We start from the raw sequence: 22,826 nt of genomic DNA on the forward strand, positions 1-22,826 counted from the left end.
AATTCATTTTTCAAAAGCAGGAATAATATACTTCGCCAGGAGATCAAAGGCTTTTTTGGCTTTCCAGGAGTTGTAATTCCCTTGTGTGAAAACCACGACGATGCCCAAGCGCTCAATGATCATAATGTATTGACCTCCGTTTCCCGATGCAAATAGCACATTTTCCCGGAAGGTCTTTGTCTTGATTTCTTCCCTGTACCAATAATATCCATAGTAAGCCGGCTGTGGGATGGCAACAGTAGATTTGCTGAATTTTACAAATGAGAAATCGGTTATGGGAATGGGCGTGTTGGTGGACTGTTTGATCCAATTCTCTGATATGATCCTCTGGCCTTTCCAGATCCCTTTTTGAAGCACCATTTCTCCTATTTTCATCATATCGGAGGGAAGGATATAAAAGGAACCGGCAGTCATTCCGTTACCGCTGGGATCTATTGTCCACCTGTAATGCTTGATTCCCATTGGGTATAACAGGTATTTTTTAGCGAATTCCATTATTGACATTTTTGCTGCACGGCTTATGATCCCGCTCATGATCATTGGATCGCAGGATGTGTAGGCCCAAACTGAGCCCGGCTTATCCTTCATGGGTAAAGCAAGGGAAAACCTGATCCAGTCCTTTGTTGCCATCATATCGGTTTCACAGTCTTTTCCATCGTTGAACTCTTCGCAGTCGAAGCCTGCTTCCATTCGCAGAATATTTTCGATTGTCATGTCCTTTTTCCAGGCATTATTGCCTGAGAAATCCGTAAACTCCGGAAAGTAAGAATATACTTTCTGGTTGACGTCCTTGATAAATCCTTTATCTACGGCTATGCCGGCCAGAATGCTGGTAATGGATTTAAATGCCGAGCGGGAATCCTGGAGTGAATCTTTGTTCCATCCGTTGAAATACTTTTCATAAATTGATTTCCCATCTTTCGAAATCAAAATGCTATGAAAATCGGTATAATTATTACCGGTAACTGCTGTGGTCATGCTGTCAAGCAGACTGGCTTCATTCTTGTTGATGGGTTGACAATTTGCATTGTAAATTGCAGGTAGAAAAACAAGGATAAAGATGAATTTATGCATCTCTTAATATAAGCAAATGCGGCAAAACCACAAAATAATCTCATGGGCACTCAAATAATAAGACCAGCTACTTTGCAAGATCTTCCTGTATTATCTGAATTCTTACAGTTGCTGGTAAACGCCGAAAGGCCGTTTGATGTAACCTTACAGGAAGGAGCTCTCATCTACTATGATCTTAAAGAATTGATTGAACTTGATAACGCTGAACTGCTGGTGATCGAAATCGATGGCAGGCTGGTTGCTTGTGGGTATGCGCAGATCAGGCCTGCAAAAACTTATCTGATCCATAAGGAATATGCTCATCTGGGATTTATGTTCGTGCTTCCTGAATACAGAGGCCAGGGATTGAATCAGCAATTGATCGAAGGGCTCAAGTCCTGGGTAAGATCAAGGGGTATAAAAGAGGTGAGGCTGCAAGTCTATACAGAAAATAATGCTGCAGTGAGAGCGTATGAAAAAGCCGGGTTTAAACAGATACTCACGGAGATGCGGTATGAACTGGAATAGTATTCGGCGTACATGCTTCCATGGCATTTTCCTGAAAATGAGTTTGTTTTCCGGTAATTTCACCGCGGGGTAGGCGGTTAAACCTGCAGCGGGTACGGTAAGCACGATCCATACTGCCGTGCACATTGGGCTGATATGGAAAACCCTGCTTCATTTCTGGCTGAGGCATCGGTGTTAAGTTGTATCCGGTGCCTGGAACGGGTTGGCAACAATTTCTAACTTAGCAAAATGGATAAATTTATCAGTTTCGTCTTGCAATTCGGTCCTCTAAATCAACAACAAATTGACCTTATAGTAAGTAAGGCAATGGTGTTAGAACTTCGCAAAGACGAATACTATTGGGAAGCAGGAAAAACAGTCAGGCAAATCGGTTTTATTACCGAGGGGGTAATTCGTGTTTTTTATTACAACAATAAAGGAGAAGAAATTACCCGTTATTTCATTGATGAAAATCATTTGATCTTATCTGGCAATACCGTTGCCGAAATTTTTACGCCTTCCGAATACCTTTCAGCCATTACTGATTGCAAACTGGTTGTTTTTTCAAAACAGGACTGGAAAGATATTTCAGAAACGATCATTGGCTGGGACAACATTGTCCAAAAAATAATGACGAAACACCACAGCGAAAAAATAACGAGGAGAAGTGAGTTAGTTTCGCAAGACGGAACGGAACGTTATCTCGATTTTATTCAAAAATTCCCGACATTGGTTAACCGTGTGCCCTTATCATTCATTGCTTCTTATCTGGGAATTACACAATCTTCACTGAGCCGGATCCGGAAAAAAATACGCTAAGGTCATTTTTGGATAATACAAAAGTCGTTTTGACTAAATCTGCTTTCTGATTGCTGCTGAAATTTGCAGTAACAAATACCAGAAAAATGGATTTAAAGAACAGTTCCATCCTTATTACCGGAGGAACAAGCGGAATCGGATTAGGATTGGTAAAACAACTTATCAAAGAAGGCGCTACCGTTATCGTGACTGGTAGAAAGCTGGATGCGCTGAACGAAACCAAAAAACAGTTTCCCGGAGTACACGTTTTTCAAAGCGATGTGAGTAATCCTGGTGATATTGAAGATTTATACCAAAACGTTACAACGAAATTTCCGGATCTAAACATCATCATCAACAATGCCGGTTTAATGCGGCTAATTGATTTGCAGGACCCATCACTGGATTTGGAAAACATCAATAGGGAAGTAGCAACAAACCTTACCGGAACTATTCAGATGGTGCACCGGTTTCTACCACATCTGATAACTAAAAAATCAGCGGCCATCGTAAATGTATCCTCCGGTATTGCTTTTATGCCCTATTCCGCTGCACCCATTTATAGTGCCACCAAGGCAGGTGTTCGCGCTTATACACAGGCCCTGCGTTTGCAACTGGGAAATACGTCCGTAAGAGTTTTTGAAATGATACCGCCAGGCGTAAATACTAATTTACAAAACGATTGGATAAGAAAACCTAACCCGGGTATGATGATGAGTGTGGACAAGATGGTAAAAGTGGCTATCGACGGACTAAAGAAAGATAAAAAAGAACTAAAGCCATTCCTTATCAAAATATTAAGACTGGCGAGCAGGATTTTTCCAGGCATGCTTTTAAGATTTGGTCACCGGGAATTTATTGCAATCGAAAAAATGAAAAAAATAAAGCAATGAGAAAGATAATTCTTGCGATCATAATATTGGTTATTGGGCTAACAGGTTTTACTCAGCAACCTGCAGATAAGATCATCGGGCAGTGGGAAAGTATTGATGGAGAAGTAAAGCTGAAATTTGAAATTTTTAAGCAAGATGGAAAATATTTCGGAAAGCTTTTGTGGGCTTCCAATATGTTTGAAATTGATAGCAAAATCCCTAAGAAAGACAATAATAATCCCAATAAGTCATTACGGGACAGGTCCAGGCAAGGTATTGTGAACATAACCAACCTGAAATTTGAAAAGGGCGAATACAGCGGTGGAAAATTGTACAACCCTGAAGATGGTGATATTTACAGCTTAAATGCGAAATTGAGAACAGAGAACGAACTTCACTTTCGTGGTTATCTGGGTATTTCGCTCCTGGGTAAAACAATGAAGTTTAAGAGAATTCAATAAATTAGAAATAAGGGAAAGTCATGTTGAAAAGTATAGGTAATGCCAAATTCTCATTAAAAAAATGTGTTGAATCATGAATGCGCCTTATCGTATAAAATCCATCACAGAAGGCCATCGCATTGCAGGATTGGAAAAGCCACATCACCCACTCATCAGCATTGTTGATGTCTCAAAATTTACAAACAGCAGTAATGTTACGGCTGTGATTTTCGACTTTTATACCGTATCTATCAAGCGTGGTTGCAATAACTTATTTTATGGTCAGCAGAAATATGATTTTGATGAAGGCTTAATGGCGTTTATGGCCCCGGACAAATATTGAGGGGCGAAGAAGGTGGACTGCCGCCCAATTTGCAGGGGTGGATGTTGTTTATCCACCCTGATTTTTTATGGAATACGCCATTGGCAAAAAAAATAAAACAATATGAATATTTTAGCTATTCCACCAATGAAGCTTTATTTCTTTCCGATAAAGAAGAAACGATAATGAATGGAATTATCGATAATATTCGTTATGAGTATAATGCCAACATCGACAAGTTTAGCCAGGATGTGATTATAGCTCAGTTGGAATTGTTGTTTACTTATGCACAAAGATTTTACGAGCGACAGTTCATTACCCGGAAAGTAACCAATCATCAAATCCTTAGCCGTTTAGAAATGCTGCTTTCGGAATATTTCAATAGCAATGATTTAATATCAAAAGGCTTACCTACAGTTCAATTTGTATCAGACAGCTTAAATATTTCACCTTCTTATTTACGAAGTTTACTCAAAACACTGACGGGGCAATCAACGCAACAACATATTCATGACAAATTGATTGAAAAAGCCAAAGAAAAATTATCAACGACTGAATTATCTGTTAGCGAAATTGCTTATGAATTGGGCTTTGAACATTTGCAATCGTTCAGCAAGTTGTTTAGGGCAAAGACAAAGCAAACGCCTTCGGAGTTTAGGCAATCGTTCAACTGATGGATCAAAAGTAAAGCCAACAGCGGCACCCACCTTGCTTTTTTGCCAAATGGCAAATGATTTCATTTTTGATTGTACAACCTTTGTGTTATCAATTGAAAAAAGTAAAAAATGAAATCTAGAAATTTAGGCAGTCATGGCCTGGAAGTATCCGTTTTAGGCTTTGGGGCAATGGGATTAAGTTTTCCGAATGCGCCAACAAAAGAAGAAAGCATCAAATTAATTCGTGCGGCGGTGGAACAGGGTATTACTTTTTTTGATACGGCTCAGGGCTATGGGGAGAATGAGTTATTGGTAGGTGAAGCACTGGAACCCCTGCGCAAAGAAGTAGTGATTGCCACCAAGTTTGGATTTAAAAATGGTGATATACGTCAAGGATTGGACAGTCGACCGGAAACCATCAAAGCTGTAGCAGAAGCATCCCTGAAAAGATTAAGAACAGATGTGATAGATTTGTTTTACCAGCACCGGTATGATCCGGATGTGCCGATTGAAGACGTGGCTGGAACAGTAAAAGATCTGATACAACAGGGTAAGATAAAGCATTTTGGTTTGTCAGAAGCCAATGCCGAAACTATTCGTAAGGCGCATGCCGTTCTACCTGTAACTGCTTTGCAAAGCGAATACTCAATGTTTTATCGTGAGCCTGAAAACGAAATCATATCCATATTGGAAGAGTTGAAAATCGGTTTTGTAGCATTCAGCCCATTGGGCAAAGGTTTCCTGACTGGAATGATTACTGCCGATACAAAGTTTGACGTAACAGATCCCCGGAATTTATATCCACGTTTTTCCGAAGATAACAGGAAAGCCAATCAGGCATTGGTTGATTTGGTTGTTTCCATTGCTAAAGAAAAAAACGCAACGGCTGCACAAGTCGCACTGGCCTGGTTGCTGGCTCAAAAACCTTTCATAGTCCCGATTCCTGGAACATCAAAACTACACCGGTTTCAGGAAAATATTGGTGCTATAAACGTTTCTCTAACCAATGACGAGCTAAGGAGGATCAATATCGCATTGGCAACCATCAAAATTGCAGGTGAACGCTATCCTGCACAAATACGACAAACAGCGGAAAAAAAATAACGACTAATTGATGGTCCCTTCCTGACCGTATATGGCAAAGAGCCTGTCTGGTCCAACAAAAGCCACGAATGATTTTTCGGTGAAATTTGATGCGGTGGACAAGCTGGTGTTCTCAAAAACATTAAGCAGTGTAGAGATAGTAAAACAAGGATTGTTGGAGCGAACATCTGGGAAGAAATACTCAGATTGAAACAACAACCAGGCAAGGCAATGATGACCGGCGGCGTTGCTATACCTGCCGGCATTCATGCGCGTTGGACGAAAGAATGCCGGCATCTCAAAAGCCTTATACCGGTTCGGTGCTGATCAGATCAGCCTGCATTGCTTTCCAGCATTTCCAGGATCCCTTCATTCCTGATGATCATCATTCCCTGCCTGTCTTCCGTGATGCCTTCCTGCAGCCTGTAGGTATACCTGGGCTTAGCGCCTTCCATGATAGTGGGCATGAACAATGACTGGATATTGTTATGTTTTTTCAGGGATTCACCCACTTCAATGATATGCGTGGAAACGATGAACAAACAATTTCTGTATTCAGCAAATCCTTCTGTTACTGCCAGGGTTCCATCGAATGCATCTTTTACATTGGTGCCTTTGAACAATTCATCAAACATCAGCAGTAATCTTTTGCCACTGGCGGCAGCATCGGCTGCCTGCTTTACCCGCACTACTTCTGCATAGAAATGGCTATAGCCCAATCCGATATTATCGGCCACATTGATACTCGAGTACATCCCTTCACGAACTGAGAATTCAAACATATCCGCAGCCACCGGAAATCCCATGTGTGCGAGGTATAAACCGATACCCACAGATTTCATCCAGGTGGATTTTCCAGCCATATTGGCGCCGGTAAGGAATAATACATTGCAGGTCCCGTTCAGCAATAGATTGTTGCCTGTTGCTTTATCTATACAAGGATGGTGAAGGGCTGCCACTGAAAAGCAATTGTTCTCCGGAGGGAATGCTCTGGCATAGTTGAATTTCCTGCTGCGCGCTACATCACTAATGGCAATATACACATCCACTTCGTAGATGAACTGTAGCAGATCCTCCAGTTCGGAATTGTATTTTTCCTTCAGCAAATGATCATAATACGCAATGGTTTGTACCGGCAATGATTGATAGATATCTGTATTACGTACTTTTTCCAGTTTCTTGTCGGCAAGAAGTGTTTGGATCGATCTTATACGATTGGCATAAGGACCGGTTTGCAACTGTTGACTGTTTACAAATTCGAAACATTTGTTCAGGATTACGATGGTTGCCTGCAGCCCCTGCACATTCTTTTTGAAACGCTCATCCCTCGTGAGCTTCGACAAACATTTTTTTACAAATGTTCCTGCCAGCACCATCGCCGCATTTTTGCTCACACGGATATCGAGGTACTCACGCATGAGACTTACTTGTTGCACATCGAAAGGAAATTGTATCGCTGCCTGCTGGAAACTCCGGAAGATCCTGCTTCTTTCATTGATGACCTCTGCGCTGGTGAGCGGCGTACGGAACATCGCATCCAGCAATTGTTCTGCTCCTCTTGTTTTGACCCTGTTGAATAAATGATAAACTGATCCCTGCCGGAATTTACCGAGCAGGTTCAACTCTTCGAGCGTTTGTTTGTCTATGCTAAAACTCATGGTTAATATTTTTAATCAGGCTGTGCCGTTAAGCTTTCTTCCCGTTTTTCAAGGTTTCCAAAATGCCTTCGTTCCTGATGATGATCATACCATGACGATCATCGGTAATTCCCTTTTCAAGCGTATAAGTGTATTCTGGTGCATGCCCCTTCATTTTAGTTGGTAAATACAGGAAGCCGATATTGGGTTGTTGTTTCAATTCTTCACCTGCTTCCACAATATGGGATGAAATAATGAAGAGGCTGTTCGATTTGCCGGCGAATCCGCGCGTGACAGCCACCGTGGCTTCATGCGCATCCTTCACATTGGTGCCGCGGAACAATTCATCAAAAAGAATGAATAATGATTTGCCACTGCTCAGTTCGCTGGCCATCTTTTTAACCCGCAATACTTCTGCATAGAAATGACTGGCGCCGATGCCCAGGTTGTCCGGGAGATTCACTGTGGTGTACAAACCATCCAGCACGGAGAACTCCATCGAATTGGCTGCCACAGGGAATCCCATATGCGCTATATACAATGCTGTGCTCAGCGATCGCAGCATCGTTGATTTACCGGCCATATTGGCCCCGGTCAGAAATATCACATTCTGCTGTTCATCCATTCTTACATTGTTGCGCACTGCATTAGTGAGCGTTGGATGGTACACGCCTTCCAGGGCTAGTACGGGTTTTCCTTTGCTGAGCGCGCGGGGAAATACAAAGCCACGATCAGTGGCTGTTCTGGCCACAGCAATATATACATCCAGCTGATAAAGCTGTTTCAGCAGGTTTTCCAAATGAATTCTTTGTGCCGCTCTGAACAGGGAATCGAATGCCGTAACTGCCGCATATGAGATCTTGTTTTTTCCGGCTCCCTGTTTCAGCGCGGGCTCAAATGCAGGATTGGATAAGATCTTTTCTATGATCGTTCGCTCATTGATATATTCACTGAGTTGCTGCACATCATTTCGCTCAACAAAAATCTGGGTGAGATGTAAGAGATCGATAATTGCAGACACTCCATTCTGCACTTCCTTTTCGCTTAACTGAGTCTGATGCTGTTCGTTGATATTTTGGAACAAATACTTTTCAGTAACATCAAAAATTGAAGCATCAAAAGGGAAAACCAGATTTGCCTTCATGAACTGGGCAATGGTATTGCTTCGCTGGTTGATGGCAGTTTTGTCACTCAGGGGAGATTTGAACAACACTTCCAGTAATGCTTCTCCACCACGGGTATGCGCATTGTTGTAAATGTCATAGATCCCGTGACCGTCTCTTTTCCCAAATATGCCGAGATCATCGATGGTTTGTTCATCAGTTTGTAAATACATCGTTGCTTATTTTCTTTTTCTACGGATCAATACGATGGCGCCAATGCTCAGCAGTATCGCAGGCACCACCCAAAACATTATTTTCTTCTGATAGTATGCTGCGTGTTCCCCGATCTTTAGCAATACATCTTCTGGTTCTTTCCTGGTGGCTACAAGCGGGAACAGATTATACGCCATCCAACTGTAGATGGATGTGAGGAAAGTATTATTGTTTGATAAGCGCCTGTTACTGGCGAGGTCGGCATCACCACTGATCACCAGCCGCTGCTCTTTTCCGTTGATGGTCCTTGTCAGATTTTTGATCACAGAAAAACTTTGTTGTTTGAGATCGCCTGCTGCTGCATTGAAGGGAGGCAGGATGGAATCGATCACAATAGTTCCCCTGCTGAGCCAGGTGGCATTGGGTATGGTATTGGCGAGTGAATCAATTTTCCAACCGGCAGGTTGCAGACTGGTGACAGCTGTAACGCCGGGCAACAGTGCATAATCATTCAGGTTTGCTATCGGTTCTGCCAATGTTCTGCTACTGGCGGATACCAGCGCATACACTTTATCAGGTGTTTCGTCCTGGGTTGGATAAACAAGTTGTCCGGGCTCCAGTTGCATACCTAATGGGGCCAGTAAGGGATTCAATACATGTTGTTTGCCGGGCTCTCCGTAGAACATGCAATTACCACCTTTGGCAATGTACTGGTTGATCTTTTCAGTAACAACGGGACTAAGATCCATTTTAGGATCAGCGATCACCAGCGTTGTAAGTTTATCGGGAATGGATTGGGTATGCAGGTTGATGGTATCCACATCAAACCCGATATTGATCATCGACTTCCTGTGTTGTTTACTGGTTGTATGTGTAGCATATTCCCGGTCTCCCCATTTGTAAATATTCCTTTCAAGAGAACCTGTGCTGAAGGCAACCGAAGGCATGGGTGTTCCCTGCACTCTTTTGATAGCGGCCATCACATTGGTTTCATCGGGCCAGAAATTATTATCATCGAATGTGCGGAGTACTGCAGTATGCCCTTTGAATTTTAATTGCATCACCAGTTTTTCCTGTTCCGCTGCGAGGTTGATATCAGCCTGTACTTTGTTTACCGGGAGGTACATATCTTCAGACCGCCCGCTCATCTTGCACATTTCTTTTACGATTGCTTCCACAGATTTATGTGGGAACAATTTGGTTAAACTCTGCGGATCTGCGATTGTATCATACGCATAGTAATAAACATATTTAAAACTGATATCCGGTTTGAACCGCAGGTACATGTCCCAGAACTGTCCCAGGTAATTGCTGTTGCGGCTTTCGGGCATTCCATAGATGAGGTCATTTTGTTTACCGAGCAGATTGGAATACATCGTTACCTCCAGGGTGCTATCGCCCAACTCCTTCAACAACTGTTGTGTTTTCGGGTGCAGTGTATTTCTTTGGGTACTCGTGGCGTCGAGGTATCCTGTGAGCGCCGGACGCGAACTGATATAACCAAGCAGCAGTACAACCACCAGTGTCAACAGGGTTCTGCCAGCTTTGATATGCCAGGGTCTGTACTGTAGTTTACCGGAAAGTCTGAAGCAGGTGAATACAACAAACATCCCTGGCACCAGTATGAAATAAAACAGGTCCCTTGTGGTGATGAGACCGTTCAGCATTTTGTCTGCCCGGCCCTGCATGGAAAGGAACCAGGTAAGGTCTCTCACAAAATCATACCGCTGCCATAAGCTACCAATATAGATCAGCGCCCAGATAGTTAAGAAAGTGGCAATGGCAGATACGATCTGCGATTGACTGAGACTACTCAAAAACAGGCCGATAGCGGAATACGCACATACCAGTAAATAGAAACCCAGAAGGGCCGATAGTAATGCGCTGCTGTCAACCTGTTTGATATTCATCATTCCTGTTACCAGAAAAATAGCCACGATCAATACCAGGATCATATTGTACAACATGATACCAAGATATTTTCCCAGCACCACCTTCCTGATACTGATGGGTGAAGAATAAAGCAGTGCACTGGTGCCCATCAGGTAATCCCTGCTGATCAGTCCCATCGTTAACAATGGGATGATCAGAAAAAGATTGCCGCTGATACTGGTAAAAAATCCACCCAGCAGGAACACATCAGCTGTGAGCCCGTAGAAGGTGTGCAGGGCTTTGAATGAAGGAGCATTCTTAAGTTGCACTTCCTGGATATTCGCGAGATAGTGAATGGTGTTTGTATAGGAATGAGCACAGCTGATAAAAAAGATCAGCAACACAAACCAGGCAATCGGGGAGTAAAACAAGTTCCGGAACTCATTCTTTGCTATACTGAAAATGATTTTCATAGCGGATCGTTTATTTTCTTTTTCTTCTGATTAGAATTATCACGCCAGTTATCAGCACTAAGGATGGCAGTATCCAGGTGAAAACTATTTTCTGAATATAGGCCCGTTTCATTTTTACCAGCAGCCAGTCGTCTTTTGCCTGTGGCCTGGGTGTATAGATGGGGAACTTATTGTAGGCGGTCCAGCTATACATAGAATAGAGCATGGGAGTAGTTCCGTCCCAGATCCCCTGATTGCTGAGTATGTCTGCATCACCGGTCACGATAATTCTTTGTTCCTTCTGACCGATGGTCCTGGAGAGTTTGGTGATCACCGGTGCAGAAACTTCTTTCTGATCACCTGCTGCCGGATCAAAAACAGGCGCCGTAGAATCAACAATCAGTTTTCCTACTTTCAACCAGCTCTTGTTGGGAGCAGATAAAACAAGTGGAGTTGAATGAAATCCGTTTTCACCTTTTCCAGACAGGCTGGTGGCTCCTCTTATTTTCAGAAAGAGTGAGTCTTCGTAGATGCCATTTGCCCAGAGGTATTTTGATTGCCGGAAAGTTCTTTCTTCAGAGAGGTTGAAAGCAGTGGTATCGATAAAACCTGTAATTTTTTCCGGTGTTTCATGTTTGCTGAGTTGGACCAGCTGTCCATCCTGCAATTGGATACCTGTCTGTTTCAGCAATGGATTTAATACCTGTTGTTTGCCTGGTTCTCCCAGGATGATCATATTACCTCCTTGCAGCAGGTATTGCGTGAGCTTGCCCATAACAGTATCGGTATAAGCAACACGCGGATCGGCCAGTACCAGCAAAGAAGTATTGACTGGTATATTGTGTGTGGAAAGATTCAGTGTATCCAGATCAAACCCGGAATTGATGAGAGATTCCAGTCCCCATTTGTCGGCAGTATGTAACGACAATTCTCTTTCTCCTCTTTTGTAAATGCTTCTTTCCAGTTGTCCGGATACATAGTAAACCTGTGGAATTGGTTTATTCAGCAGACGGCTCAGTACTGCATTGATATTGCGTTCCCTGGGCCATGGTTTCGCCGGGGCATGCGTTCTCAGAATTGTTTTTCTTCCCTGGTATTCCAGGGTCATTAATAATTCCAGGTTTTCGGATTCCAGTTCTTTCAGGTTGGGCATTTCGGCAGCCGGTTTGAACAATGCCGGATCCACCTGTAGCATTTTTGCTTTCAGGCCGGCAATCTGTTGCAAGGTTTTTCCTGGATATTTTCTGAAGAGGCTGCTGTCAGTTTTTTGGATGCCATAATAGTACACATACTTAAAGTGGATATCTGATTTGAAACGCTGATAAGGCCACCATACTTTTTCCAGGTAAGTATTGCGTGCGGCGGGTAGCCCAAAGTTTGCTTTCTGATCCAGGAGATTGGTGTACAGGGTTATTTCCAATGGACCCTCATTCAGCTCCCTGATGAGTTCCTGTGATCTTGGATGTATGCTGTGAAGTTGTTGTGCAGTGGTATCGAAGTATACATTGTTAGCCGGACGGGAAAAAACATAACCTGTCAGTACGCAGATCAGTATCAGCGAAAGATAACGGCTCACCCTTACATACCAGACACGGCTTTCAGTGCCATGCTTCAGTCTTAATAAAGTAAATCCAATGAATGCGCAGATGATGAGAAGATAATAAATGATATCGCTGGTGGTTATGAGCCCAGACAGCATATTGGTGATCTTATTGGAGATCGCTAAGAACCAGGTGATATCCCTGAAGAATTCATACTCCTGCCAGAGTGTTTGAATGCGTGACAACAGAAACAACACCGTAAAACTGGCCAGTGCCGATACGATCTGGTAACTGGTAAGGCTAGACATGAATACTGCAATCGCAGTCAGGGCGCTGAGCAACAGGAACAAGCCCAGCAAACCAGAAAGGAGAGGAGGAAGATCAAGCGATCTGATATCAAAGAATCCAAGTACTATGAATATGCCGATGATGGCAACAAGGATGAAATTATACACCGTCAATCCCAGAAACTTACCCAGTACGATCTGCCTGAGTTTAACCGGCGATGAATACAAGAGCCTGATAGTACCATTGTTGAATTCCTTGTTGATGACGCTCATCGCCAGCAGTGGAACAAACAGGTACAAGTATTTTAAGATCACAAAAAACAGCCCACTTCCCAGGGTATTGTATATGTTTTTGGTGTAGGACTCATCAATATTATAAAAGAGAGGTTTGGGGTTATTTCTTTCCAGCATCTCGGTAGCTGCCGCATATCCCAACATTGGGTTTGTATAGAAGTAAGCTGTCATCACCAGCATGGTGAGCGCCAGGAACCAGCCAATCGGTGAATAGAACAGATGGCGGAGCTCGTTTTTGGCGATTTTGAAAATAATACGCATCAGAGTGATTTTACTTGCCTGGTAGATTAGTGATTGGATTGGGATGATAATTGTTTGAACACATCATCCAGCAATCCTTTGTCCTGACCGATTTCACGGAGTTTCCATCCTTGTTGTGCACTGGCATTGATCAGTCTGGCGTTCATCTCTTCATCACCATTGTAATGAATACGGACCTGTGAAGGATTGAGGAATTCTACGGATTCAACGCCTGGTATTTGCAGTAATGCTTCTTTGGATGGCGGGTTGTCGAATTTGACGAGTATGGCGTTTGCCTTCGTGTAATTGTTGAAAGCATCCATTGTATCGGAGAACACGATCCTCCCGCTCTCGATCATAATGATATCCCTGCAAAGCAGGTTGATCTCGGAAAGGATATGTGAGGATAATAAAACAGTGTGTTCGCGGGCAATTTCTTTGATCAGTTTTCTGGCTTCGATGATCTGGTTGGGATCAAGGCCGTTGGTGGGTTCATCCATCACCACCAGTTTAGGCTTATGGATGATGGCCTGTGCAATGCCCACCCGTTGGCGATAACCACCTGAAAGATTTTTGATGAGGCGAGAGCTGATATGAGACAGACCGCATTTGTCTTTCACTTCTTCAACAGCTTTCTTAATTTGCTTCTTATCAATTAGCCTGAGCTCTGCGCTGAAGACGAGGAATTCATCAATGGTGAGATCGGTGTACAGTGGCGCCTGCTGCGGGAGAAAACCAATTTCCCTTTTTACAGCTTCGGGGTTCTTTCGTTTATTGATCCCATTTATGAATACTTCTCCTTCGGTTTGATTCAGGGTGCCGCAGATGATATTCATGGTAGTGGATTTGCCGGCGCCGTTGGAACCCAACAGACCCACGATCCCATGCTCTGCAATTTCAATATTGATATCCCGTATGGCCCATGCCCTGGAATAACGGTGGGATAGATTTTCTGCTTTTAAGATCATCACTTTATATTTACTGTGTTTGAAATAGAACAAAAGGTCCCCCCTGATCAATGCAGCAGGCTGCTTTGACCGGTTATTGAATGCACTTCAAAAAACAGGGGAGACCTTATTCCATGGCTATGAATATTTTATTCAGGAAGTTTGAATCCGGCTTCCTGCGCGATGTTTCTGATGATGTTGAATTTTTTCAGGATGAATGCATCACCGGAATACAGAGCAGTGAACTCCTGTGCTGTGTAATAAAATGCCGCAGTGAGGAATGCCCGGCTGTCGTCCGCTTCCCTTGGAAGACAGGGATAGGTTATCTCCCTTGGACCTTCACCGGTTCCATACACTGTATATCGCAACAAGCCGGTTGGGCGTGGTGGTGGGATCATAGCCGGAGGAAGAAAAGTCAGCGGGTATCCGGAGTATACATCGATCCCCATCGACTTGAAAAATTTAGCTTCAGCTCTCGATACACTGAAAAAATCCTTTTGCAGTTTATCACCGGCAACTTTAGTCAGCCGCCTTTCAGCAATACCTGCCAGTATGGAAGCTGCGTACATCTTTCTTTCTTCACTGTTCATGACTGTTACATCCTGCACGGAAATGCCAATGGTATTGAACCCATGCCAGCTGGTCCAGCCATGTGCCAGCTCCACCTGTTTCAACAACAAACTGGTATAAAATGTATCGATCAGGAAAATGCTCGGGATCACAAATTGGTCCGGTAGCCCCGGGAGTACATTTTGTTTTACCAGGTCCAGTACAGCCGGAATATTTTCTTTATTGTCGATCAGTTTGAACTTGATATTGGCGAGATCCGATATCGAATATTCCAATGATAATGTTACATAAGAATAGCGGGGGAGCTCACCCAGATCACTGATCCTTTTTCTGTGAATGGTGTCATTATAAAAGCTGGCAATGCCGGTGCTTTCATAGAACCCGTAACGTGCATGATCTGCGGGAACATCAGGATTGTCCTTAACGATAAAATAGTTCTCATCCTGTTCACTTGGGTCCAGTGTTTTTTCTTTGCGACAGCCTGTTATCAATAACAGTCCTGCTGCCAGGCAGGGATATACTATCGATGCAACGGAATTCAACAATATATTTTGTTTCATGATGATGAGCATTGAGGTGAATGATGAAATCACTGCTTATTGTTTCAGCGGACGGCCAGGCCTTGGTTCATTGATCAGCATTCCCCGGTTGAATTCGATCTCATCATTGGGAATAGGTACAATGTATGCAGCGGCATCCTGTGCATAAGGGCTCAGTTCGTAATAACCGATCTCAGTATATCCGCTGCCGGTATTTGCGTATGCCTTGTGTTTGATCGATTTGCTGAATGGGTATTTTGCATTTACTGCATACCGGCGAAGATCGAACCAGCGATGGAATTCAAAACAAAGATCCAGTCTGCGTTCCTCCCGGATATTACTCATCAGTGCGGCGCCTTCCGTTGTGATGGCGGTCAGATCAGCAGGTTTGAACCTGTTCTTTCTTAATTCCTGTAAGCTGTTGCGGGCTTCTTCAAACTGATCTGTTGAAGCCAGCGCTTCGGCCCGGTTCAGGTATACTTCGGAAATGCGGAGGAGAAAATTATCTGATGCGTCATTGGTGGTGGCATTGATGTTCTTCCTCTTTTTTGCCGCTTTCAGGTAACCTTTGCTGCTTTGTATAAAGAAAGCCTGTCTGCGCAGATCGGTAGGGGAATAGCTGGTAGCGAGCTCATCAGACACGCGATAGAACGGGCTGCTGGCAGCATTGTCGCTCAGCCTCATGAGATCCGGAATAGCAGACCCGCCCATGGTAAAGATCACTTCAGTAGCAGAACGGGTGAGAAAATCATCCCCGGTTGTATGATTGTTGAGATCCTTTATCGGGTAACGTTGGGTATTGATCACTTTGTCTGCATATAAAACCGTCTTTTCATAATTCCCTGTATAGAGATAAACCCTGCAGAGTAATGCCTGTGCCGCAGCCTGGTTGGCTCTTGACGTGGAGGTTTGATTGGCGCCTTCCAGTTCTTTTTCTGCATCCAGCAGATCGGCAATGATCTGATCATACACCTGCCTGGTACTGCTGCGTGCAATGAACTGATCCTTGATGGTTGGATCGGTTCTTAACGGCACGCCAAAATCAGTGCCCGCAGAAGAAGGATTGTATGGTTTTCCATATAAGTTCACCAATATGTAATAATACATGGCCCGGAGAAAATGAGCTTCCCCGGAGATCCTGTTCAATGCAGCGGCAGGTTCTCCTTTGTCTCTCAGATCAGGGATGCTTTGGAGAATAGTATTGATACGGGCGATCTTATTGTAGAGTCCAATAAAATATGGATCATTTGACTGTACAACTCCATTGATATCCATGCGTGGTTCTGCCTGCCAGTAATGAAATCCTGTATAACTGTAAGGGATAGCGCCGGCATTTTCTACCTTACCCATTTCTGCATCATCATCCATGGAATGGAAATAAGACTTGTTGATATCGCCGGGCTGATTCAAATACTTATAATAGGCATCTCCCACCAGCACTTCATCCAGATCGGCAGCAGATTCAACGAAACTCTTGTTCTGGGAATAGGTAGATAAGAATTTCTTGCAGGAGCTGGTACTGATAAAAAACAAGCAAAGCAATGGGATCAATTTCCTGTTCATATATGTATGCATGGCTATGTTTTTAGAAACTGAGGTTGATATTGAGCGCATATACAGGTCTGATTGAAAGATTGATATTAGGAGCGGAGCCGGATTGTGAGGGATCCTGACCGCGTAGCGCTTTATTGGCGATTGTGAAAAGATTATTACCTGTGAGCCTTACAGTTGCTCCTTTTATACTCCATTTCTGACAAAGCTCCTTGTTGAACATATAAGCCAGCGAGATATTCTGCAATTTCAGGTAGTCTCCTGAAACCACACGCAGATCTGAATTATCATACATCTGATAATAATCACTGGCAAAATTGTTCACCGCATTCAGATATGGCGCCATGCCCCACCAGGGCACCTGCCCTGATGCGTCATTGAGTTTTTTACCTTGAATGGCTGGTATATTGGTGTACACTTCATCGCCGGGAGATCGCCATCTGTTTACGAATTCCTTCCGCAGGTTTTGTTGTGAGCCGGGTCTGAAAGTACCATACTTACCAGAGGCGATTTGCAGCAGCCTTACTTTATTGCCGATACTATAGGTGAAGGTGATATCGAGCATCCAGTTGCGGTACACAAAACTATTATTGATCCCTGCCTGTATTACAGGCTCTCTTCTGCCGGACTCCACCATTACCATTTCAAGCACCTGGTCCTTTGTCATTTTCTGGTACCGGGCAAATAGCTCGGCAGCTTTTTCAGGTTCTGCTCCGTAGAAGATCGGGTAACCATACTGGTGATCCAGGGACTTGAAGCGATAAGAATAAAAGGTGTTGATGGATTTGCCATTCACAGGCACACGGCCGTTCAGGTAATCCTCATAATTGATGGTGGCTGCATCTGCCATTACATTCCGGCTGTTCACGTTATTGTTGAGCAGAGTGTTGAATACCTGCGACATTTGTGGGTCGATCCGCCAGATAAATCCTCTCTTGTTACCCTTGCCCATATTATCGATGACCCTGAATTGCAGCGCAATTTCAACGCCCTTGTTTTCCAGCACACCACCATTGACCACATAATTGCTGATACCGGTGATCCCGGATACTTTCTTGGAAAGGAAGGCATTGGTAGTTTTATTGTAGAAATAACTCAATGTGCCGCTGACCCTGCTTTGCAGGATAGAGAACCGCAGACTTCCATTATAGTCATACTTTTTTTCCCAACCCAGGCCGGGATTCGGAAAGGAGATGATATTGGATCCGTTGGTGAGATAATACGGATCCACGGATCCTCTTTTGATCACTGTATAGGGTGTGGATTGATCATCCGGCATATTCCCCTGAACGCCAAAAGAAAATGTCAGGGCCGCAAGATCGATCCATGACTGGCGGCGGAGCAGATCCTCATGCATATTCCATCTTCCGGAGAGTGCCCAGGTGGGCAGGAATTTTTCATTGCTTCTCGATCCAAATGCATTCGAGTACTCCTGACTGGTAGTGGCTGAAAATATGAACCGGTCGTTGAAAATATAGGAGGCCACCAGGAAGCTGCGCAATGAATTCTGTTTTCCTTTTGTGATGGTGCCGTTTCCGTTTTGCGACATCCAGCTGGCAAAGGCCGGATATTTCACCGGGTCAACGATTGCAAAGCTATAACCACGACCGGGATAATAACCCCTGCTGGTAAGATCAAATGAATGAGTGTTGTTGGAAATCAGCTCGATGCCTGCATCTGCATTCAGTTGATGCAAATTCCGCCGGTCGAGCGACCTGTAAAAACTGATACGGCTATTGACCGTGTAATTCTGCCTCCGGGTGGTTTGCTGACGAAGTTGTCCTCCAAAGGGCATCACATTTAGTTTATCATCGAAAATCCCTTCCAGGGGTTTGTAGGCATTGTATTTCACCTGTGCAGCCCATTCTGTATTTTCTTCGAACCATGTTTGGTGATCGGCATTTCCACCAGTGTAGGCTAATGTGGAATTCCACTGAATGCCTTTGGCAATTTCATAAACGAGATTGGCCCTGGCGATGTATTCACTGTTCTCCACCAATTCACCGGTATGATCCATTTCATTGACGATATTCATCGATCTCAGATCATAATTGCGTGCGCTAATGGAAGTGGAAGAGCTGAGGGTGGAATAATAATAAAGGGAGCCGTCTTCATTGTACAAAGGAATGGCGCGGCTGGCTCCATATGCATAATTGAGCAGGCCGATTTCGGATGGTGTATATCTTCTTTTCCCTTTGTTGATCTCAAAACTGAGATCGGCCTTGAGTTTACCGTAACTGAGCAGCAGGTTGGCTGAACCAGTGTAGCGATCATTGGTTTCTTTTTTGATCACGCCCGGTTCGTTTTGATAGCCAAATGAAACACGATAACTGGCCGATGCAGTTCCTCCGCTGACACTCAATGTATGCGTAGTGGCAAACTGGTCCTGCATGGTGTTGCCGAGCCAGTCGGTATTGATCGTTTCTGCTCTGTCCACCAGTTTTTTGAATGTGTTGTAATCGATCCTTCCCTCGGAATAATCCAGCATGGCTTTCTCGTAGGCTTCCAGTGCAACACCACGGATAGGGATCTTCTTGTCGATCATTTCCCTGGATACGTCTATTCTTTCCCGTGAGTTCATCATGTACATCGATCTGTCTGTATACCTGGGTCTTTGTGTAAAGGATCCTGTTACATTGTAGTTCACAACAGGAGGGCCGGGCTTTCCTCTTTTGGTAGTGATCACAATCACGCCATTGGCGGCTCTTACGCCGTACAGGGCAGCAGCGGTGGCATCTTTCAATACATCGATCTGATCGATGTCGTAAGGATTTAAACCGGAAATGGCATTGCCGAGCAGGTTCACAAAATCCGGGTCATTGATCCTGTCGGCCGGAATTGGAATTGGGTTGGTGCGGATGATCCCGTCCACTACCCAGAGTGGTTCGCGGGAACCGAGTACTGTAGAGGTTCCCCTGATCCGCAGTTTGGGTGCGGCGCCTGACTGACCGGAATTTTGCATATAGGTCAATCCGGGAATGCGACCTTCCAGCATTTTGTCTACGGTGTTGAAACCCGGCTGCATGATGGAATCCATCTTTACTGAACTAACGGAGCCGGTCAGGTATTTCTGTTTGATCTTCTGATAGCCATTGTACACTACGGCATCGTCCAGTGTTTTGTCTTCCTGCATCATCCTGATCATGATGCGTGTACGACCATTCACATTTTCCTGATATTTCTTAAAACCAACATAGCTGAAGATCAGAACGGCATTGGGGTCTATATCGCGAAACGTGAATTCTCCTTTCTGATCGGTTGCAGTGCCTGCCTGTGTTCCTTTGATGGTTACACTCACACCCGGCAGCGGATTCATATTATTGTCCAGCACCAGACCTGTAATATCGAGGCGCTGGATTTCGGGGAGCAGAGAGGATGCGTTTGGAGTTATTCCGGCTGGTGGCCCCGTAGCTTTCCGCGATAGAAAAACAGATTTGACAGACAGGGTGAAGTCAATGGGCTGGTCCCTGAATAATTCTTTCAGGAATTGTTCAAGCGGGAGATCCTTGACCTGAAAAGTAACAGGCTTTACATTCTGCAATACATCATCGGTGTAAAGGAATACAAACCCAGTTTGCTTCTGCACCGTTGCAAATATGGCGGGAAGCGTTGCATTCTTAGCAGACAACGTAACTTTTTGAGAAATACCAGTAGCCGAAACCGTTAATGAAACAGCCGTCATTAATACTACAGTTAGTTTCATAACCAACAGAGATTTGGTGAAATGAAAGGTACCCCCACGGGCAGCCCTTCCGCAATAAGCAGTAATTAGCATACATTTGTGCTGTTTGGGTGAATAATAAGTAGTCTTGCTGGCTATGTTTGTTCATGTACCCAAACATCCGCCGCTTCGTGAGCAAGACGAAGCGGTTTTTGCTTTCAGGCACCAGGATAGGTAATAGCTTGAATTATGATCCTTTCAGGAAAAGTATCTTTCCATCGATCCGCGTTTTGATATGCAAACTGTTCAGATAACTGATAATATCGGATAAGGGGACATCCCTGTTCATTTGCCCGCGGAATGTAACGGTGGGGACTTTGCCTTCAAATTGTACCTGGATATCATACCATCTTTCCAGTTGCTTCGTGAATCCTTTCATTGAAAGGCCTTCCATATTGAAGAGTCCATTTTTCCAGGCCAGTACCTGGTCGATATTGGCCGCGTGCACGCTGATCTTTGCATCATTGTGCTGCGATGCCTGTTGTCCCGGCCGAAGTGTTACAGGCTGGCCGGATTGATTATTTGCGTTCTTATTGTTTGTTGCTGTTATGCGAACACTTCCTTCAACCAGTGTGGTGGTAATTGAATCCTCATTTTCATAAGCGTTGATATTGAAACTGGTCCCTAACACCTGGATCAAAGATTGTCTGTTCACATCTACCATGAATGGCTTCTGATTGTCTTTCACCACTTCCAGGAAAACTTCACCACTGACTTTCACTTTCCGTTCCATTTTTCCAAAAACAACAGGGTAGCTAATGGAGGAAGCAGCGTTCAGCCAAACCCGCGATCCATCGGGTAATACCAACTTGTAAGATCCTCCTTTGGGAGTGCTCATACTGTTGATCATTCCTGCATCCTGGTTTCCTCCCTGCATTGTATACCTGATCTCTCCGTTCTCAGATTTTTCTACGAAGGCGTTACCCTGTTGGGCAATCTGTCCCTGAGCTGCGTTGTTGAGGTCTATCTTTGTTCCATCTGATAATGTCAATACCGCTTTGTTTGAGCCGGGTAACAGATCCTGCTGTGTTGCGATACCAGGATCAAGGCTGGTCTTATCCTTACTGTTCTGATGCAGATAGAGATAAGTTCCTGCACCCAGGATGATAATAATAGCTGCCACCCATTTCCATCTCTGCAGGAAATGCACTGGCCTGACCTCCTGTTGATATACAGGCAAGGCCTTCTCTTCCGGCTCCACCTCGGGTACCTTCAATGCAGCAGCGATCTTTTCAGCCTCAGCATATTCAGACAGCTCAGTCCTGATAAAATGCAGGTTGATGAGCTCCTTGTATTTCGCCTCGTTTTCGGGAGAGATACTGCGCCATTGTTCCAGCAAGTTCTCTTCTTCCTGAGAGATCTCACCCAGTACCTTCTTTATTATGAGCTGTGCTATGAATGGAGCTGTCGACTTCATAAAACTTTACATATAATTAATACAAACAAGGGAGCTGTTCCGTCCCAAAAAGAATTACTTTTTTTTCAGGAGCTGCAGTAACAGGTCCAGGTATCCTGCCAGAACCCAGACCAGGATGGACTTTTGGCTCAGTATTTTTTTTATCAACTCAAGCGCTCTCATCTTTTGAGTTCGAACGGTGGAGGCGTTGATCCCCAGTTTTTGTCCAATTTCTTTTGGAGAGAGATCATGTGAATAGGAAAGATCGAACACGGTCCGGTATTCTTCGGGAAGCTGTTTTACTGCCCGATGGATCAATCCGATCATTTCAGTTTGAACCTGATCAGGGGATGCCAGTTCTCCTTCATCCAATCCTGCGTAGACCTTTTCCAGGATCTTTTCATGTCTTCGCTTCGCAGTATGATAATTGAGTACTTTATGCCGGACAGTAATAAAAAGGAAGTTGCGCAGGTGATTGTCCGATTGGAATTTCTCCCTGGATTGCCATAACAGCAGGAAGGCTTCGGAAATGATATCTTCCACTTCTCCGATATCGTCTATCGAACGTTTTGCATAATAAACCAGTGGAGTTTTGAACATTGCATGAGCCCTGGCAAATGCCTGCCTGTCTCCCTGAGCTATCAGGTCATAAAGTTTTGGGGCTTGCTGGTTCGACAAAACGTCAAATTCTAATTAATAATAGGAGCGTAAAGTAAAACAATTTCAAAATTC

Annotated in this window: 19 protein-coding genes; 7 read left to right on the forward strand and 12 right to left on the reverse strand. The window is 44.1% G+C overall.

The features are described 5' to 3' along the window. Positions 1-3: 3 nt before the first annotated feature. Positions 4-1,074, reverse strand: coding sequence for a serine hydrolase domain-containing protein (locus FSB84_RS19700; RefSeq protein WP_130539599.1), 1,071 nt, complete (start codon positions 1,072-1,074; stop codon positions 4-6). A 42-nt stretch (positions 1,075-1,116) separates the two neighbouring features. Between FSB84_RS19700 and FSB84_RS19705 the strand changes: the two genes are divergently transcribed. The 7 genes from FSB84_RS19705 (at position 1,117) to FSB84_RS19730 (ending at position 5,752) form a co-directional block, all read left to right on the forward strand. Then, entirely contained in the window at positions 1,117-1,581 is a 465-nt protein-coding gene (locus FSB84_RS19705) for a GNAT family N-acetyltransferase (RefSeq protein WP_130539600.1), read from the forward strand. Between the two features lie 228 nt (positions 1,582-1,809). After that, positions 1,810-2,379: a Crp/Fnr family transcriptional regulator gene (locus FSB84_RS19710; RefSeq protein ID WP_130539601.1), complete on the forward strand. Its 570-nt coding sequence runs from the start codon at positions 1,810-1,812 to the stop codon at positions 2,377-2,379. 86 nt (positions 2,380-2,465) lie between these two features. Continuing rightward, a complete protein-coding gene (locus FSB84_RS19715) occupies positions 2,466-3,251 on the forward strand; it encodes an SDR family oxidoreductase (protein ID WP_130539602.1) in 786 nt (261 codons plus the stop codon). Beyond that, positions 3,248-3,691 carry a DUF2147 domain-containing protein gene (locus tag FSB84_RS19720; RefSeq protein WP_130539603.1) on the forward strand — a complete coding sequence of 148 codons (444 nt, stop codon included), beginning with the start codon at positions 3,248-3,250 and terminating at the stop codon, positions 3,689-3,691. The genes FSB84_RS19715 and FSB84_RS19720 overlap by 4 nt, the downstream gene beginning before the upstream one ends. Positions 3,692-3,764: 73 nt before the next feature. Continuing rightward, the gene (locus FSB84_RS31585) at positions 3,765-4,013 is read left to right on the forward strand and encodes a hypothetical protein (protein WP_317132457.1); all 249 of its coding nucleotides are present in this window, start codon (positions 3,765-3,767) and stop codon (positions 4,011-4,013) included. After that, complete coding sequence (locus FSB84_RS19725; RefSeq protein WP_317132458.1) at positions 4,010-4,666, forward strand: helix-turn-helix domain-containing protein; 657 nt, start codon at positions 4,010-4,012, stop codon at positions 4,664-4,666. The genes FSB84_RS31585 and FSB84_RS19725 overlap by 4 nt, the downstream gene beginning before the upstream one ends. Before the next feature lie 111 nt (positions 4,667-4,777). Then, complete coding sequence (locus FSB84_RS19730) at positions 4,778-5,752, forward strand: aldo/keto reductase (protein WP_130539605.1); 975 nt, start codon at positions 4,778-4,780, stop codon at positions 5,750-5,752. A 3-nt stretch (positions 5,753-5,755) separates the two neighbouring features. On the opposite strand, the gene FSB84_RS19735 is transcribed toward FSB84_RS19730, so the two are convergent. The 11 genes from FSB84_RS19735 to FSB84_RS19785 all read right to left on the reverse strand — a co-directional run bounded on the left by FSB84_RS19735 (position 5,756) and on the right by FSB84_RS19785 (position 22,772). Continuing rightward, a complete protein-coding gene (locus FSB84_RS19735) occupies positions 5,756-6,028 on the reverse strand; it encodes a hypothetical protein (RefSeq protein WP_130539606.1) in 273 nt (90 codons plus the stop codon). Between the two features lie 35 nt (positions 6,029-6,063). Further along, a complete protein-coding gene (locus FSB84_RS19740) occupies positions 6,064-7,389 on the reverse strand; it encodes a MutS-related protein (RefSeq protein ID WP_130539607.1) in 1,326 nt (441 codons plus the stop codon). Positions 7,390-7,417: 28 nt separating this feature from the next. Beyond that, the gene (locus FSB84_RS19745; RefSeq protein WP_130539608.1) at positions 7,418-8,704 is read right to left on the reverse strand and encodes a MutS-related protein; all 1,287 of its coding nucleotides are present in this window, start codon (positions 8,702-8,704) and stop codon (positions 7,418-7,420) included. 6 nt (positions 8,705-8,710) lie between these two features. After that, complete coding sequence (locus FSB84_RS19750; protein ID WP_130539609.1) at positions 8,711-11,029, reverse strand: ABC transporter permease subunit; 2,319 nt, start codon at positions 11,027-11,029, stop codon at positions 8,711-8,713. A 10-nt stretch (positions 11,030-11,039) separates the two neighbouring features. Next, positions 11,040-13,391 carry a Gldg family protein gene (locus FSB84_RS19755; RefSeq protein WP_130539610.1) on the reverse strand — a complete coding sequence of 784 codons (2,352 nt, stop codon included), beginning with the start codon at positions 13,389-13,391 and terminating at the stop codon, positions 11,040-11,042. Positions 13,392-13,417: 26 nt separating this feature from the next. Beyond that, positions 13,418-14,338 (reverse strand): ABC transporter ATP-binding protein, encoded by a 921-nt coding sequence (locus FSB84_RS19760; protein WP_130539611.1) that lies wholly within the window; start codon positions 14,336-14,338, stop codon positions 13,418-13,420. A 128-nt stretch (positions 14,339-14,466) separates the two neighbouring features. After that, positions 14,467-15,447 (reverse strand): hypothetical protein, encoded by a 981-nt coding sequence (locus tag FSB84_RS19765; RefSeq protein ID WP_130539612.1) that lies wholly within the window; start codon positions 15,445-15,447, stop codon positions 14,467-14,469. Positions 15,448-15,483: 36 nt separating this feature from the next. Continuing rightward, positions 15,484-17,001, reverse strand: a complete 1,518-nt coding sequence (locus FSB84_RS19770) for a RagB/SusD family nutrient uptake outer membrane protein (RefSeq protein ID WP_158644015.1) — start codon at positions 16,999-17,001, stop codon at positions 15,484-15,486. A 10-nt stretch (positions 17,002-17,011) separates the two neighbouring features. Continuing rightward, a complete protein-coding gene (locus tag FSB84_RS19775) occupies positions 17,012-20,680 on the reverse strand; it encodes a SusC/RagA family TonB-linked outer membrane protein (RefSeq protein ID WP_158644016.1) in 3,669 nt (1,222 codons plus the stop codon). A gap of 205 nt (positions 20,681-20,885) precedes the next feature. Continuing rightward, a complete protein-coding gene (locus tag FSB84_RS19780) occupies positions 20,886-22,115 on the reverse strand; it encodes a FecR family protein (protein ID WP_130539615.1) in 1,230 nt (409 codons plus the stop codon). Positions 22,116-22,169: 54 nt separating this feature from the next. Next, the gene (locus FSB84_RS19785) at positions 22,170-22,772 is read right to left on the reverse strand and encodes an RNA polymerase sigma factor (RefSeq protein WP_130539616.1); all 603 of its coding nucleotides are present in this window, start codon (positions 22,770-22,772) and stop codon (positions 22,170-22,172) included. Between the last annotated feature and the right edge of the window lie 54 nt (positions 22,773-22,826).

The sequence above is a fragment of the Pseudobacter ginsenosidimutans genome (assembly GCF_007970185.1).
In the GTDB taxonomy this organism is placed as follows: Bacteria; Bacteroidota; Bacteroidia; order Chitinophagales; family Chitinophagaceae; genus Pseudobacter; species Pseudobacter ginsenosidimutans.

Bases quoted from the DNA above. Each gene is read 5' to 3' on its own strand.
- FSB84_RS19735 (WP_130539606.1), bottom strand. From the start codon at position 6,028: ATGCCGGCATTCTTTCGTCCAACGCGCATGAATGCCGGCAGGTATAGC.
- FSB84_RS19710 (WP_130539601.1), top strand. From the start codon at position 1,810: ATGGATAAATTTATCAGTTTCGTCTTGCAATTCGGTCCTCTAAATCAA.
- FSB84_RS19740 (WP_130539607.1), bottom strand. From the start codon at position 7,389: ATGAGTTTTAGCATAGACAAACAAACGCTCGAAGAGTTGAACCTGCTC.
- FSB84_RS19745 (WP_130539608.1), bottom strand. From the start codon at position 8,704: ATGTATTTACAAACTGATGAACAAACCATCGATGATCTCGGCATATTT.
- FSB84_RS19765 (WP_130539612.1), bottom strand. From the start codon at position 15,447: ATGAAACAAAATATATTGTTGAATTCCGTTGCATCGATAGTATATCCC.
- FSB84_RS19700 (WP_130539599.1), bottom strand. From the start codon at position 1,074: ATGCATAAATTCATCTTTATCCTTGTTTTTCTACCTGCAATTTACAAT.
- FSB84_RS19760 (WP_130539611.1), bottom strand. From the start codon at position 14,338: ATGATCTTAAAAGCAGAAAATCTATCCCACCGTTATTCCAGGGCATGG.
- FSB84_RS19750 (WP_130539609.1), bottom strand. From the start codon at position 11,029: ATGAAAATCATTTTCAGTATAGCAAAGAATGAGTTCCGGAACTTGTTT.
- FSB84_RS19755 (WP_130539610.1), bottom strand. From the start codon at position 13,391: ATGCGTATTATTTTCAAAATCGCCAAAAACGAGCTCCGCCATCTGTTC.
- FSB84_RS31585 (WP_317132457.1), top strand. From the start codon at position 3,765: ATGAATGCGCCTTATCGTATAAAATCCATCACAGAAGGCCATCGCATT.
- FSB84_RS19775 (WP_158644016.1), bottom strand. From the start codon at position 20,680: ATGAAACTAACTGTAGTATTAATGACGGCTGTTTCATTAACGGTTTCG.
- FSB84_RS19720 (WP_130539603.1), top strand. From the start codon at position 3,248: ATGAGAAAGATAATTCTTGCGATCATAATATTGGTTATTGGGCTAACA.
- FSB84_RS19770 (WP_158644015.1), bottom strand. From the start codon at position 17,001: ATGCATACATATATGAACAGGAAATTGATCCCATTGCTTTGCTTGTTT.
- FSB84_RS19780 (WP_130539615.1), bottom strand. From the start codon at position 22,115: ATGAAGTCGACAGCTCCATTCATAGCACAGCTCATAATAAAGAAGGTA.
- FSB84_RS19715 (WP_130539602.1), top strand. From the start codon at position 2,466: ATGGATTTAAAGAACAGTTCCATCCTTATTACCGGAGGAACAAGCGGA.
- FSB84_RS19730 (WP_130539605.1), top strand. From the start codon at position 4,778: ATGAAATCTAGAAATTTAGGCAGTCATGGCCTGGAAGTATCCGTTTTA.
- FSB84_RS19705 (WP_130539600.1), top strand. From the start codon at position 1,117: ATGGGCACTCAAATAATAAGACCAGCTACTTTGCAAGATCTTCCTGTA.